This is a genomic window from Micromonospora sp. NPDC048907 (assembly GCF_055586885.1).
The window spans coordinates 801,664-815,804 of the sequence record NZ_JBVJHI010000002.1 but is presented as its reverse complement, the minus strand read 5'-3'; the positions used below and the strand labels follow the sequence as shown (position 1 = coordinate 815,804).

The following is a 14,141-nucleotide window of genomic DNA, read 5'->3' as shown; positions in this document are numbered from 1 at the left end:
GTCAGCTCGCGCCGAGGTCCTTGAGCGCCCGGTCCGCCCCGCGGTGCAGCCCCACCGGGTCGGTCTTGCGGGCATTGGCCAGGTCGATGCCCTTGGCGGCGGGGTTGGCCTGGGCCAGGGTGTCCTTCTTCTCGAAGACCGTCTTCGTGATCACGCAGGCCACGTCGGCGTCGAGGTTGTCGCGGACCAGCAGCACGTTGGGCACCACGATGGTGGGCACGTCGGCGCCGGTCCGGTAGATGTCCTTGCCGATGGTGCCGGCCTGGTACGCCGGGTTCAGCTCGGCCATCTTCGGCAGCAGCGGGCTGATGTCGAGGAACCTCACCTTGTCGCCGGCGGTGGTGAACAGGTCGGTGACCCCGCCCGTGGGCACGCCGCCGGACCAGAAGAAGCCGTCGATGCTGCCGTCCTTCATCCCGTCGACGGTCTTGGTCAGGTCGAGCCGCTGCGCCTGGACGTCCGTGGCCGGGTCCAGCCCGGCGGCGGTGAGCAGCCGGTTGGCGATGACCTCGGTGCCGGACTTGGGCGACCCGGTGGAGATCTTCTTGCCCTTCATCCCGGCCACCGAGGTGATCCCGGAGTCGGCCCGGACGACCACCTGCGTGTAGTTGTCGTAGATCCGGGCCAGCGCCTTGACCGGCTGCGGGGAGCTGAAGCTGTCCTTGCCCTGCACCGCGTTGACCGCGGTGTCGAAGAGGGAGAACGCCACGTCGTACTGGCCGGCCACGAGCTGTTCCACGTTCTGCACCGAGGCGCCGGTCTCGGCGGCGGTGCCGGTGAGTCTGCCGCCGGTGGCCGCCGAGAGCTGGCCGGCCAGCGCGTTGCCGACCACGTAGTAGACGCCGGTGGCGTTGCCGGTGGCGATGCCGACCCGGGTGTCCTTGGTGACCTCGCAGGTGATCTCACGGGCGGCGTCGTCCTTCGCCGCGCCGTCCTGACGGCCCCCGCATCCGGCGGCTCCGGCCGCGACCAGGGCCAGCGCCCCGACGCCCGCGGCGATCCGCACGTCGATCCGTCTCACTCTCTCTCCTCCCGGTGGTCCACCAATTCAGGGACCGACGGGCCGCCGGCGCGACCGGCGGAGCCACGTCGGACGAGCACGCCCGCGACGGCCAGCGCGGCGAGCACCGCGCCGACCGCGACGGGCAGGGGTTCCAGCCAGAGCAGCACCAGCCCGGCGACCGCGCCGAGGATCCGCTCCGGCGTGCCGGCCGGGCCGACGCCGGGCAGCCAGCCGCCGGCCGCCACGGCCAGCACGGTGACGCCGAGCGCCGAGACCACCGCGGCCACCGCGATCCGCCCGGCGCCGCCGATGCCGAGCAGGCCGAGGCCGGTCGGCGTGATCACGAAGGCGATCGGGATGAGGTACGCGGGCAGCGCGTACCGCAGGGTCTGCCACATGGTCGGCACGAGCCGGCCGCCGGTGACCGCGGCGGCGGCGACCGCGGCGAGTGCGGTGGGTGGGGAGACCTCGGACAGCACCGCGAAGTAGAAGACGAACATGGCCGCGGCGGGGGCGGCGACGCCGAGGTGCAGCAGCGCCGGGCCGATGATCACCCAGCCGATCACGAAGGAGGCGGTGACCGGCACGGCGAGCCCGAGCAGGCTGAGCGCGACGGCGGCGAGCAGCGCGGTGAGGGCGAGCACCACGGCGGGCTCGGAGCTGACCGTCTGCGCCCCGCTGACCAGCAGCGCGGCGGCCTGCGGGCCGAGGCCGGTCTTGGTGGTGGTGGCGGTGATGATGCCGGCCGCGGCGCAGACCGCGCTCACCGCGAGCACCCCGCGGACGCCGCCGCTGAGCGCCTGGACGAGGCGGGCGGGGGTGAGCCGGTGCCGGCGGTCCAGGAAGGAGAGCGCGGCGGCCAGCACGGTGGCGGTCACCACGGCCCGGGTCGCCGAGGCGCCCGTCGCGAGCACCACGATGATCACGAGCAGCGACAGGAAGTGGTAGCCGAAGCGGAGCAGCAGCCGCCCGGCCGAGCCGGTGTCGATGACCACCGGGCGGACCCCGGAGCGCCGGGCGTCGATCTCGACGGAGAGCAGGATGCCCAGGTAGTAGAGGATCGTCGGCACGGTGGCCCAGCCGAGCACCTGGAGGTAGGACACCCCCAGGTACTCGGCGATGATGAACGCCGCGGCGCCCAGCGTGGGCGGGGAGAGGATCGCGCCGACGCCCGCGGCGGCCAGCATGCCGCCGGCCCGCTCGGGCGGGTAGCCGGCGCGGCGCAGGATCGGCCAGGTCACCGCCCCGATGCTGACCGTGGTGGCGGCGCCCGAGCCGGAGACCGTGCCGAGCAGGAAGCCGGAGGCGACGGCCGTGCGCCCGGCGGCGGTGCGGGAGCGGCGGAACGCGGCGGCGGAGAGCTCGACGAAGAACCGGCCGGCTCCGGAGAGGTCCAGCACCGCGCCGTAGATGGTGAACAGCACGATGTACGAGGCGGCCACGTCCAGCGGGGTGCCGTAGAAGCCGCTGTCGGAGTTGTAGAACGCGTCGACGAGCTGCGCGAAGTCGAGCCCGGCGTGCGCCACCGGCCAGGACTGCGGCAGCAGCCCGCCGTAGTAGCCGTAGGCGAGGAACAGCAGGCAGACGGCCGGGAGGATCCAGCCCGTGGTGCGCCGGCACGCCTCCAGGAGCAGGAGCAGCAGCACGGTGCCCAGCACCACGTCCAGCGGCACGAGCAGGCCCTGCCGGTCGAGGAACGCGTCGTAGCCGCCACCGCCCGCGCCGAGGGTCACCGGCAGCACGGGGTAGAGGCAGGCCAGGAGCGCGACGGCGGCGAGCAGCCAGTCGGCCGGGCGGGGGCCGCGCCGCTCGGCCGGCTCGTCGCCGGCCGGCCGGCGCCGCAGCCGCACCCCGGAGGGGTACGCCAGGAACACCATCGGCAGCACGCCGGCGAGGAAAAGAATGAGGTAGTACTTGCTGCCCTGCGGAAGCGGGAAGAACACCTGCCAGAGCGCGAGCAGGGCGACGGTGAGGGTGCCGCCGGTGAACAGCAGCGCGACCGGTCCGGTCAGCACGCGCCCCGGTTTCTCGTCCTCGAACCGGGCCGCCAGTTCCCGGGTGTCGTGGGGCGTTTCCGCCGGCCCGTCGTCGGCCCGTACCGGATCGGCGACCGCGCCGTCGTCGGGTGGGAGCGGCACGGTTGCGGTGTCCACGTCGGACGCCGTGGATGGCGCCGCAGGGGGCCGCGGCGGCGGAAGATTCGCGTCGGAAGAGCGAACGGGCGGCACGAGGGGGCACGATACGCGAATCGTCTACACCATGGGAACATTGCTCGGCATGATTGCGTTGAGTGATCGGAATGAAGGGTTGCTCACTCACCGCACACCGATTCTGAACGGCCTTCACAATTGTCGCCGGAAAGCCGCAACAATTTTCCGGCATTCGCCGGGACGGGCCCAGTGATCCGTCCACTATGGCGAGTTTGATCCGGTTCTGTGGTCGCCGGCCGGATGATCACCTTCCGTAGCGGGCGTCACCCCCCGTGTCGGTCCGCCCGCGTCCCCGCGTTAACCGGTCGAGCCTGTCGGACCCGGCGGTTAGGGTCGGCCGGTGACCAGCGCGCAACCACTCATCCAGGCGCGGGGGCTGGTGAAGCGGTTCGGTGACTTCACCGCCGTCGACGGCATCGACGTCGAGGTGCGCCCCGGCGAGGCGTTCGGCTTCCTCGGGCCCAACGGCGCCGGCAAGTCCTCCACCATGCGCATGATCGGCTGCATCTCGCCGCCCTCCGGCGGGGAACTGCGCATCCTGGGCATGGACCCGGTCCGCGACGGCCCGGCGATCCGGGCCCGGCTGGGGGTCTGCCCGCAGCTGGACAGCCTCGACCCCGAGCTCACCGTCCGGGAGAATCTGACCACCTACGCGCGCTATTTCGGCATCCCGCGCCGCACGGCCCGCGAGCGGGCCGCCGAGCTGCTCGACTTCGTCCAGCTCACCGAGCGGGCCGAGAGCAAGGTGGAGCCGCTCTCGGGCGGCATGAAGCGGCGGCTGACCATCGCCCGCGCCCTGGTCAACAACCCCGAGATCGTGCTGCTCGACGAGCCCACCACCGGTCTCGACCCGCAGGCCCGCCACCTGGTCTGGGAGCGGCTGTTCCGGCTCAAGCAGCAGGGCGTCACGCTGGTCCTCACCACCCACTACATGGACGAGGCCGAGCAGCTCTGCGACCGGCTGGTGGTGATGGACGGCGGCCGCATCGTCGCCGAGGGCTCGCCCCGGGCGCTGATCGCGCGGCACTCCACCCGCGAGGTCGTCGAGCTGCGCTTCGCGGCCGATTCGCAGGAGGCGTTCGCCGGCAAGCTCGGCGGGCTGGGGGAGCGCGTCGAGGTGCTGCCCGACCGCATCCTGCTCTACGTGCCCGACGGCGACGCGGCGGTGGCCGAGGTGACCGCGCGAGGCCTCGTCCCGGCCAGCGTCCTGGTCCGGCGCAGCAGCCTGGAGGACGTCTTCCTCCACCTCACCGGCCGCACCTTGATCGACTAGGGTGGCGGTCCAGGTCCGCCTGTCCGGGTGGCCCGCTGGTTGACGGGGGTGTCCGACATGGTGGTTCTGCCGCGGCGTCAGGCCGGGCTCACGGCGCTCTACCTCGGCGTGTTCGCCGCGGTCTGGTTCAGCGTCCCGAAGGCCGATCCGCCCCTGCGGTCGTTGCTGGTGGTGGGCAGCGTTGCCGCGCTGCTCGCCGCGGCCGCCGGCGCCGTCCTCGTGGTGCGGGCCGGGCGCCGGCCGGCCGGCGAGCGCGACCGGTCCGCCGACCGCCGCTACGGGCTCATCGTCCTCGCCGAGTTCGCCGTCGCCCTGGTCGGTGGCCTGCTCCTGGCCGCCGCCGGGCTCGGCGGCTACGTCCCGGTGCTGATCTGCGCCGTGGTCGGCGTCCACTTCGTGCCGCTGGCCCCGGTGCTGCGCGACCGGCTGCTCGTGCCGCTCGGGGTGGCCGTCACGCTTGTCGCGCTCGCGGGCCTGGTGGTCGACCTCGCCTCGGCGGTCGCGGCCGGCCTGGTGGTTGGCGCCGGCGCGGGCACCCTGCTCCTGGCCTACGCGGCGCTCGCCCTGGTGCGCACCCGCCGGGTCGCCTGACCGGCCGGGACCGGGTCGTCGCCCGGCGGCGCACCGGCGCGGAAGGTGGGTCGTTTGTCCGGCACCGCCGCGGGTAACCGCGGCCCAGCCGACCGGACGAGCGCTCGAAGGTAGGGCAGGACCATGACCGGAGACGAACAGTACGAGCGAGGTCTGGAGGCGCTGCGGGAGGCCGACGGCGGGGCCGGGCAGAAACTGCTGGAGGCCCTCGCCGACGTCTCGCCCGAACTCAGCTACCGGTCCGTCGCCTGGTCCTACGGCGACCTCTACGTCCGGCCCGAACTGGCGCGCCGCGACCGCGAGCTGATGTGCCTCGGCGTCCTCACCGCCCTGGGTGACGCCGGGTCCCAGCTCGAGGTGCACGTCAACGGCGCGCTCAACGCCGGCCTCACGCCCTCCGAGATCGTCGAGGCGCTGCTGCAGGCGGTGGTTTACTGCGGGGTGCCGCGCGCGGTCAACGCCACCCTCGTCGCCAAGAAGGTCTTCGCGGAACGCCACCTGCTCCCCGTCCGCCCCACCCCGGCCGGCTGACCCGGCCCCGTTCGCGCCACCGGACACCGCCCGGCGCGGACAGGCGCCCCCGATGATCACTCGGAGGGCCGTCACCGCGCCCGAGCCCAGTTGACGAAGCGGTCCGCCAGCCGCTGCGGCGTGTCCCGCCCGTCCGGGTCGGTGAGGTCGGCCGTCGCCTCGCACAGGAGCGTGCCGAGGTGGACGAGCAGGGCGATCCGGTCCTCGCGATACTCCCCGAGCAGCGCCAGCCGCGCCGGCGAGCACGGCCACGGGGCCCCGCACGCCCGGCAGCGCCAGGACGGCCGCGCCGCGACGTGGGGGCGGTAGCGGGGCATCAGCGCACGCCCCCGGCGGCCGCCGTCGCGCGCCGCCAGAACCTGAGTCGCATGGGATGGGCCTCCGTCGTGGGAAGGGGGTGCCCGCGCACCTCGTCGTGCGCGGGCACCCCCGGCCTGGTTCCGCCCGCCGTCCGGTGCCCGTGAGCGGTTCCGCTGCGTGACAGTCTGGTTACCGGCCGACTACGGTGGGAGATCCCGCGCGCCGACGACCGGGGCGTACGGCGGGCGGCCCGCAGCGGTACGAGGATGTACGGAGGCTGTCCGTGGACCGTTCGTCCATGCTGGACCACTTCGCCGAGGAGCTGCGCCTCGCCCGGGCCGGCAGCGGCATGTCGCAGAGCGCGCTGGCCGAAGCCCTGAGCTACTCGGGGGCGCTGGTGGCCAAGGTGGAGACCTGCGAGCGCCGGCCGGGCCTCGACTTCGCCCGCCGGTGCGACACGGTGTTCGGCACCGACGGCCGGTTCGAGCGGATCCAGCGGCGGATCAGCCGGGAGATGGTGGTGCCGTGGTTCCGCGACTGGGCCGGCATCGAACAGGAGGCCACCGCGCTGCGGTGGTTTGAGCCGCTCTACGTGCCGGGCCTGCTGCAGACGGAGGGCTACGCCCGTGCCGTGCTGGCCGGGGCCGGGCTGTTCGCGTCCCACGAGATCGACCAGCAGGTTACGGCGCGGCTGGACCGGCAGAGCGTGCTGACCCGCGAGCGGCCACCGCTGCTCACCGCCGTCCTCGACGAGTACGTGCTGCGCCGCCGGGTCGGCGGCCCGGAGGTGATGCGCGAGCAACTGGCGCACCTGGTCAAGCTCGGCCACGCGTTGACCCGGGTCCGAATCCAGGTCGTGCCGCTCTCCGCCGGGGCCTACGCTGGGCTCGACGGCCCCTTCGTGATCGCCACCTCGACCGGCCGGGAAGATGTCGTCTACCTGGAGGGCCAGCGCCACGGCCAGGTGGTGGACCGCACCGAGTTCGTGCAGCAGATGGTCGAGGTGTGGGAGTCGGTCCGCGGCGAGGCACTGTCGCACCAGCAGTCCCTGGAGTTGATCTCGGAAGTGGCGGAGACATGGACCTGACCGGCGCCGAGTGGCGCAAGAGCACCCGCAGCAACGGCAGTGGCGGCGCCTGCGTGGAGGTGGCGGGGAACCTTCCCGGCGTGGTCGCCGTACGCGATTCGAAGGACCCGTCCGGTCCCGTGCTGACGTTCGGCCCGGGTGCGTGGCGCGCGTTCGTCACGCGGGTCGCCGGCCGGCCGTAGCGGCCCGATTCCCCGGTCGCGCCCGCGGCGGCGGAAACCGTGGCGACACCGCCCGCCGCCCGCCGTAGGGTGACCGGCGGCCTTGTCGTACCCGAGCGGTAGGAAGGGCGACGTGGGCGGAGATCGGGGGTGGTCCACGTGACCGTGGCGGAACGGTCCGGCCGGGCGCTGCCCCGGGTGCCGGCCCTGGCGGTGCTCTCCCACCACCTGGTCGGCTACCGGCGCACCTGGCGGGCCGGGGTCTTCTCGTCCTTCCTGCTGCCGGTGCTCACCGTGCTCGGCTTCGGTGTCGGGGTCGGCGCCTATGTCGACCAGGGTGTGGGCGGGGTGCCCTACCTCGACTGGCTGGTGCCCGGCCTGATCGCCTCCACCGCCTTCCAGGTCGCGGTCGGCGAGTCGACCTGGCCGGTGCTCAGCAACTTCCGCTGGATCCGCACCTACCACGCGCAGGTCGCGGCGCCGCTGCGCACCGGCGACATCCTGGCCGGGCACCTCGCGTTCGTGCTGTTCCGGGTGCTCACCAGCGCGGTGGCGTTCCTGCTGGTGACGGCGCTGTTCGGGGCGCTGCGCTCGCCCTGGGCGGTGACCGTCCCGCTGGTGAGCGTGCTGCTGGGCCTGGCGGTGGCCGCGCCGACGTTCGCGTACGCCGCCGTGGTGCCCGGCGACAGCTACCTGGCGCTGCTGTTCCGCTTCGCGATCATCCCGATGGCCCTCTTCGCCGGGGTGTTCTTCCCGGTCGAGTCGCTGCCGGTCGGGCTGCGCCAGTTCGCCTACGCGACCCCGCTCTGGCACGGGGTGGACCTGTGCCGGGCCGCCACGCTCGGCGTCGCTCCGCAGTGGTCGGTGACCGGCCACCTGCTCTACCTCGCGGTCTGGGCCGGCGCCGGCTGGTGGCTGGCCCGGCGCGTGTTCCAGCGTCAGCTCGTCGTCTAGGAAGGGTGTCGTGGTCGCTCTCGTCCTGCCCCGGCTGGTCAACACGGCGGGGGCCCGCCGCTCGGCCTCGGTCGCCGAGCGCAACTTCACGGCCCTGCGCAGCGCGTACTGGCTGGTGCTGCTCTCCGGCTTCCTGGAGCCGGTGCTCTACCTCTTCTCGATCGGCGTCGGGGTGGGCGCGCTGGTCGGCGACCTGACCCTGACCGGCGGTCAGGTGGTCTCGTACGCGGCGTTCGTGGCCCCGGCCATGCTGGCCTCGTCGGCGATGAGCGGGGCGCTGTCGGAGACCACCTTCAACTTCTTCGGCAAGATGAAATACATGAAGCTGTACGACGGGGTCATCGCAACCCCGGTGCAGCCGTTCGAAATCGCCCTCGGTGAGCTGGGTTGGGCCATGGTCCGGGGCGGGCTCTACTCGGCCGCGTTCCTGGTCCTCATGGTGGGGATGGACCTGACCACGGCGGGCCGGGCGCTGGCCGCGTTCCCGGCCGCGGTGCTGGTCGGCTTCGCCTTCGGCGCGCTCGGCATGACCGTCTCCACGCTGATGCGCAGCTGGCAGGATTTCGACCTCATGGGCTCGGCCCAGTTCACCCTGTTCCTCTTCTCCGGCACGTTCGTCCCGGCGGAGGCCTATCCCTCGGTGCTGCGCTGGGTCGTCGAGCTGACCCCGCTCTACCGGTCGGTGCACCTGATCCGGGGCGTCTGCGTGGGCGGGCCCGGCTGGTCCTGGCTGGTCGACGTGGCCTACCTGGTGGTGCTGACCGTCGCGATGCTCGCGCTGGCCTCCCGGCGAATGAGCAGGTTGCTGTACAAGTGAGGGGGTTAACCGGCCCTCCCGCCGGGGCATGTCGTGGTGACGCACCGACGACGAGGGAGGGGCCATGGCCGCCGACGAGTCTTCCGCCCGGCACGGGCGGGACCGCACCGGGCCGGTCGGCCCGGACGAGGGGCCGGACAGCCCCACCGATCTGCCCGCCACCGGGTGGGTGGCGACGCTCAAGCGCACCGTGCGGGAGTTCCAGGACGACAGCCTGACCGACTGGGCCGCCGCGCTCACCTACTACGGGGTGCTGTCCATCTTCCCGGGTCTGCTGGTGCTGATCTCCCTGCTCGGCCTGCTCGGCGAAGGGGCCACCAAGGGCGTCAAGGACACCGTGGGCCAGGCGGTGCCCGAGGGCAACATCCAGAAGATCATCGAGGACGCCATCGACCAGGCCGGGACCTCCGGCGGGCTGGCCAGCATCGCGGCGATCATCGGTCTGCTGGCCGCGTTCTGGTCGGCCTCCGGTTACATCGCCGCCTTCATGCGCGCCTCGAACAGCATCTACGACGTGCCGGAGGGCCGGCCGATCTGGAAGACCCTGCCGATCCGGCTCGGCGTGACCGCGGTGATCGGCGTGATGCTGCTGGCCAGCGCGGTGATCGTGGTCTTCACGGGCGGTCTCGCCGAGCAGGTGGGCGACGCCATCGGGTTGGGCTCGACGGCCGTCACGGTGTGGAACATCCTGAAGTGGCCGGTGCTGCTCGTGCTGGTCAGCCTGATGTTCGCGATCCTCTACTGGGCCTCGCCCAACGCCCGGCACGGCGGCTTCCGCTGGGTCAGCCCCGGGGGGATCCTGGCCGTGGTGATCTGGCTGGTGGTCTCCGGGCTGTTCGCCCTCTACGTCAGCAACTTCGGCTCGTACAACAAGACCTACGGCGCCGTGGCCGGCGTGATCATCTTCCTGGTGTGGCTCTGGCTCAGCAACATCGCCATCCTGCTCGGCGCGGAGTTCGACGCCGAGTTGGAGCGCAGCCGGGCCATCGAGGCCGGGCACCCGGCCGACGAGGAGCCGTACGTCGAGCTGCGCGACGACCGCAAGCTCAAGAAGAAGCGCAACGCCGCCACCCGGCGCTGAACAGCGGGCGACACCGGCCGCCCCCACCGCGCTCGACGCGGCGGGGGCGGCCGCTTTTCATGATCCACTCCCTGCTTTTGCTCAGATGGACAAAACTTTCGACCGGATGTGCCGAAGCTATGGACACGTGACCTCGAACGCTCCTACTGTGTCGGACACGACACGTCGCCGTTGCGTCGATGTGAACGACTCCGATGCGGAGGTGAGTCCCGGTGCGGACGGTCGACCCCCTGCACGTGCAGCTCCTGCGAACGCTCCGGGACGACGGCGCGGTCTCCCGCGCCGAGCTGGGCGACCGGCTCCAGATGCCCCGCCCGCGCCTGCTCGCCGAGCTGGAGCGGCTGGTCAACCTCGGCTACGTGGCCGAGGCCGGGCTGGCCGCGTCCCGGGGCGGCCGGCGGTCCACCCTGGTCGAGCTGAGCCCGCACCTGCGCTTCGCCGCGGTCGACCTGGGCGCCAGCTCGATCGACGTCGAGGTGGTGAACGGCCGGCTGGAACCGGTGGCCGCCTACGCCGAGCCCGCCGACATCCGCTCCGGCCCCAAGGTGACCCTCCAGCGGGTCAACGAGCTGCTGCACAAGGCCAGGGTGGACGGCGCGTACGAGCGGCTCGACGCGATCGGCATCGGCGTGCCCGGTCCGGTGAGCTTCCGGGACGGCGTGCCCGTCTCGCCGCCGATCATGCCGGGCTGGGACCGCTTCCCCGTGCGTGAGCTGCTCACCCGCGAGCACGGCTGCCCGGCGGTGGTCGACAACGACGTCAACATCATGGCCATCGGCGAGCGGCACGGCGGCGTCGCCCACTCGGTGGACGACTTCCTGTTCATCAAGATCGGCACCGGTGTCGGCTGCGGCATCTACCTCAACGGCGAGGTCTACCGGGGAACCGACGGGTGCGCCGGCGACATCGGCCACATCCAGGTCGACCCGAACGGTCCGATGTGCTCCTGCGGCAACCTCGGCTGCCTGGAGGCGGTGTTCAGCGGGGCCGCGCTGGCCCGGGCGGCCACCACCGCGGCCCGCACCGAGGTGTCGCCCGCGCTGGTCGAGCGGCTCGCCGCCCGCGGCGCGGTGACCGCGCTGGACGTCGCGCAGGGAGCCGTCGAGGGGGACGTTACCTGCATCCAGCTCATCCGCGACGGGGGCCGGCGGGTCGGCAGCGTGCTGGCCGGCCTGGTCAGCTTCACCAACCCGTCGATGATCGTGATCGGTGGCGGGCTCGCCCAGCTCGGCCACATCCTGCTCGCCGAGATCCGCAGCGTGGTCTACCGCCGCTCGCTGCCGCTGGCCACCGGCAACCTGCCGGTCGTCCTCTCCGAGCTGGGTCCCCGCGCCGGCGTCGCCGGCGCCGCGGTGCTCGCCAGCGACCTCGCCTTCGGCGAAGCCGCATGAACGAGGAGGCCCAGGTGACGAACGAACCGCTGGTCGAGGCGCCCGCCGACACCGTCGCGGGCGAGGTGGTGCTGCGCCTCACCGACGTGGTCAAGACCTTCCCGGGCGTACGCGCGCTGGACGGCGTCCAGCTGGAGGTGCGGGCCGGCGAGGTGCACTGCCTGCTCGGGCAGAACGGCGCCGGCAAGTCCACCCTCATCAAGGTGCTCGCCGGGGTGCACCGGCCGGACTCCGGCGAGGCGGTGTGGCGCGGCGAGCCGGCGGCCTTCGCCAACCCGCAGGCCGCCATGCGGGCCGGGATCGCCACCATCTACCAGGAACTCGACCTGGTCGAGGACCTGTCGGTGGCGGAGAACGCCTTCCTCGGCCACGAGCCGCGCCGGCTCGGCTTCGTCCGGCGCGGGCACATGGCCCGCCGGACCCGGCAGATCCTGGCCCGGCTCGGCCACCCGGAGATCCCGCCCGGCCGGCTGGTCCGCCACCTGCCGGCCGCCGGCAAGCAGATCGTCAGCATGGCCCGGGCGCTCTCCCACGAGGCCCGACTGATCATCATGGACGAACCGAGCGCGGTGCTCGCCCACGACGAGGTGGGCAACCTGTTCCGCATCATCCGGGAACTCACCGCGCAGGGCATCGCGGTCATCTACATCTCCCACCGGCTGGAGGAGATCCGCGAGATCGGCGACCGGGTCACCGTACTCAAGGACGGCCGGACCACCGCGGCGAACCTGCCGGCCCGCGAGACGCCGACCCGCGACCTGGTCGCCCGGATGACCGGCCGGACCATCGAGTACGTCTTCCCGGACCGCCCCGCCGACGACACCGCCGGCGAGGAACTGCTGCGGGTGGAGGGGCTGACCCGCAAGGGCGAGTTCGCCGACGTCTCGCTCGACGTGCGGGCCGGGGAGATCGTCGGCATCGCCGGGCTGGTCGGCTCGGGCCGCTCCGAGCTGCTGGAGACGATCTTCGGGGCCCGCCGCGCGGAGGCCGGCACGGTCCGGATGGGTGGCCGGACGCTGCGTCCGGGCAGCGTCGGCGCGGCGGTGAAGGCCGGCATGGGCATGGCCCCCGAGGAGCGCAAGAGCCAGGCGCTGCTGCTCGGCGAACCGATCTACCGCAACGTCACGCTGGCCACCTTCGGCCGGTACGCGCGCCTCGGCTTCACCGACGCCGGGCGGGAACGGGCCGCCGCGGACCGGATCGCCGCCTCCCTGGAGCTGCGCCCCCGGGACGTGCGCCGGCCGGTGCGCACCCTGTCCGGCGGCAACCAGCAGAAGGTGGTGGTCGGCCGGTGGCTGCTCGGTGACACCCGGCTGCTGCTGCTCGACGAGCCGACCCGGGGCGTGGACGTGGGCGCCCGGGCCGAGCTCTACCAGGTGATCCGGGAACTCGCCGCGCGGGGCGTCGGGGTGCTGCTGGTCTCCAGCGAGGTACCCGAGGTGCTCGGCCTGGCCGACCGGGTGCTGGTGATGCGGGAGGGCCGGGTGGTCCGCGAGGCCCCGGCCGGCGAACTCGACGAGAACACCGTGCTCGACCTCGTCATGGCGGGGTCCCTCATGGAAGGCGCGCCAGCATGAGCGACACGACACCCACGGCGGCGCCGGAGCGGGCGGCCGGGCTGCCCGCCCAGTCGCCGCCGGTCGACCCGGCCGAGACCGCGAGGGCCGACGCCGCGCCGCGGCTCTCCTGGTGGCGCGGCGACCGCGGCGAGGGCGCCAAGCGCAACCTCGGCCTGGTGGCGACGCTTGTCGTGCTGGTGGTGATCGGGATACTGACCCGGCCCGACCTCTACGGCGACGCGAGCTGGGTGTGGGACAACACGCTCACCATCCTCAAGCTCGCCTCGGTGGTCGGCGTGGTCACCGTCGGCATGACCTTCGTGATCATCGGGGGCGGCATCGACCTCTCGGTCGGCGCGATCGTCGCGCTCGCCGGGGTCTGGTGCACCACGCTCGCCACCCAGAGCTACGGCGCCGGCGGCATGATCTTCAGCGCGCTCACCGTCGGCCTGGCCGTCGGGGTCGTCAACGGCCTGCTCATCTCGTACGGGCGGCTGGTGCCGTTCATCGCCACCCTCGCCATGATGGTCGCGGCGCGCGGCCTGGCCGCCGAGATCTCCGACAAGCAGACCCAGGTCTCCAACGACAGCTTCATCAACGGCATCGCCACGACGAAGCTGCTCGGCATCCCGCTGCTGGTCTACATCCTCGCCGCGGTGGTCGCGGCCGGCTGGGTGCTGCTCAACCGGACCACCTTCGGCCGCCGCACGGTGGCCGTCGGCGGCAACCCCGAGGCGGCCCGGCTCGCCGGCATCGACGTCCGCCGGCACACCGTGCTGCTCTACGCGCTCTCCGGCCTCTGCTGCGGCATCGCCGCGATCATGCTGACCGCGCAGGCCACCTCCGCCCAGGCGGCGATGGCCAACCTCTACGAGCTGGACGCGATCGCCGCCGCGATCATCGGCGGCACGCTGCTCAGCGGCGGGCGGGGCACCATCATCGGCTCCCTGCTCGGCGTGATCATCTTCTCGACGATCACCAACCTCTTCGCCATCAACGGCCTTTCCACCGAGGCCCAGAACATGGTCAAGGGCGGCATCATCGTCATCGCCGTCCTGGTCCAGCAGGTGCAGTTCCGCAGCCTCACCCAGTTCCTCGCCCGCAACCGCGCCACCACCACCTGATCCCACCGCGCCCGCCAGACCGCCGTCCCCACGACGGTGGTCCGGCCCGCCGCACCCGA

The 14,141-nt window shown here is 72.9% G+C and carries 14 protein-coding genes; 11 read left to right on the top strand and 3 right to left on the bottom strand.

Features of this window, described 5'->3' with window-relative positions; all coding sequences use genetic code 11:
* Position 1: 1 nt before the first annotated feature.
* Both ACZ6PY_RS08890 and ACZ6PY_RS08885 read right to left on the bottom strand, forming a co-directional pair.
* Positions 2 to 1,021 carry a TAXI family TRAP transporter solute-binding subunit gene (locus ACZ6PY_RS08890; protein ID WP_466070565.1) on the bottom strand — a complete coding sequence of 340 codons (1,020 nt, stop codon included), beginning with the start codon at positions 1,019 to 1,021 and terminating at the stop codon, positions 2 to 4.
* Positions 1,018 to 3,156 (bottom strand): TRAP transporter permease, encoded by a 2,139-nt coding sequence (locus ACZ6PY_RS08885; RefSeq protein WP_466070563.1) that lies wholly within the window; start codon positions 3,154 to 3,156, stop codon positions 1,018 to 1,020. The genes ACZ6PY_RS08890 and ACZ6PY_RS08885 overlap by 4 nt, the downstream gene beginning before the upstream one ends.
* A gap of 397 nt (positions 3,157 to 3,553) precedes the next feature.
* Between ACZ6PY_RS08885 and ACZ6PY_RS08880 the strand changes: the two genes are divergently transcribed.
* The 3 genes from ACZ6PY_RS08880 (at position 3,554) to ACZ6PY_RS08870 (ending at position 5,608) form a co-directional block, all read left to right on the top strand.
* Complete coding sequence (locus ACZ6PY_RS08880) at positions 3,554 to 4,486, top strand: ABC transporter ATP-binding protein (protein WP_466070561.1); 933 nt, start codon at positions 3,554 to 3,556, stop codon at positions 4,484 to 4,486.
* 57 nt (positions 4,487 to 4,543) lie between these two features.
* A complete protein-coding gene (locus tag ACZ6PY_RS08875; protein ID WP_466070559.1) occupies positions 4,544 to 5,077 on the top strand; it encodes a hypothetical protein in 534 nt (177 codons plus the stop codon).
* A 123-nt stretch (positions 5,078 to 5,200) separates the two neighbouring features.
* Positions 5,201 to 5,608: a carboxymuconolactone decarboxylase family protein gene (locus tag ACZ6PY_RS08870; protein WP_466070557.1), complete on the top strand. Its 408-nt coding sequence runs from the start codon at positions 5,201 to 5,203 to the stop codon at positions 5,606 to 5,608.
* A gap of 71 nt (positions 5,609 to 5,679) precedes the next feature.
* Here the strand turns inward: ACZ6PY_RS08870 and ACZ6PY_RS08865 are convergent, their stop codons facing one another.
* Positions 5,680 to 5,925 carry a flavin reductase gene (locus tag ACZ6PY_RS08865; RefSeq protein ID WP_466070555.1) on the bottom strand — a complete coding sequence of 82 codons (246 nt, stop codon included), beginning with the start codon at positions 5,923 to 5,925 and terminating at the stop codon, positions 5,680 to 5,682.
* A gap of 266 nt (positions 5,926 to 6,191) precedes the next feature.
* Between ACZ6PY_RS08865 and ACZ6PY_RS08860 the strand changes: the two genes are divergently transcribed.
* The 8 genes from ACZ6PY_RS08860 to ACZ6PY_RS08825 all read left to right on the top strand — a co-directional run bounded on the left by ACZ6PY_RS08860 (position 6,192) and on the right by ACZ6PY_RS08825 (position 14,082).
* Positions 6,192 to 6,995, top strand: a complete 804-nt coding sequence (locus ACZ6PY_RS08860; protein WP_466070553.1) for a helix-turn-helix domain-containing protein — start codon at positions 6,192 to 6,194, stop codon at positions 6,993 to 6,995.
* Positions 6,986 to 7,177 carry a DUF397 domain-containing protein gene (locus tag ACZ6PY_RS08855; protein WP_466070551.1) on the top strand — a complete coding sequence of 64 codons (192 nt, stop codon included), beginning with the start codon at positions 6,986 to 6,988 and terminating at the stop codon, positions 7,175 to 7,177. Before ACZ6PY_RS08860 ends, ACZ6PY_RS08855 begins: the two co-directional genes overlap by 10 nt.
* Before the next feature lie 138 nt (positions 7,178 to 7,315).
* A complete protein-coding gene (locus ACZ6PY_RS08850; RefSeq protein ID WP_262282110.1) occupies positions 7,316 to 8,110 on the top strand; it encodes an ABC transporter permease in 795 nt (264 codons plus the stop codon).
* A 10-nt stretch (positions 8,111 to 8,120) separates the two neighbouring features.
* Positions 8,121 to 8,927 (top strand): ABC transporter permease, encoded by an 807-nt coding sequence (locus ACZ6PY_RS08845; RefSeq protein ID WP_466070549.1) that lies wholly within the window; start codon positions 8,121 to 8,123, stop codon positions 8,925 to 8,927.
* A gap of 64 nt (positions 8,928 to 8,991) precedes the next feature.
* A complete protein-coding gene (locus ACZ6PY_RS08840) occupies positions 8,992 to 10,008 on the top strand; it encodes a YihY/virulence factor BrkB family protein (RefSeq protein WP_466070547.1) in 1,017 nt (338 codons plus the stop codon).
* Positions 10,009 to 10,220: 212 nt separating this feature from the next.
* The gene (locus ACZ6PY_RS08835) at positions 10,221 to 11,399 is read left to right on the top strand and encodes an ROK family transcriptional regulator (protein WP_262282113.1); all 1,179 of its coding nucleotides are present in this window, start codon (positions 10,221 to 10,223) and stop codon (positions 11,397 to 11,399) included.
* Between the two features lie 14 nt (positions 11,400 to 11,413).
* Positions 11,414 to 12,976, top strand: a complete 1,563-nt coding sequence (locus ACZ6PY_RS08830; protein ID WP_466070545.1) for a sugar ABC transporter ATP-binding protein — start codon at positions 11,414 to 11,416, stop codon at positions 12,974 to 12,976.
* Positions 12,973 to 14,082, top strand: a complete 1,110-nt coding sequence (locus tag ACZ6PY_RS08825; protein WP_466070543.1) for an ABC transporter permease — start codon at positions 12,973 to 12,975, stop codon at positions 14,080 to 14,082. Before ACZ6PY_RS08830 ends, ACZ6PY_RS08825 begins: the two co-directional genes overlap by 4 nt.
* Positions 14,083 to 14,141 lie beyond the last annotated feature (59 nt).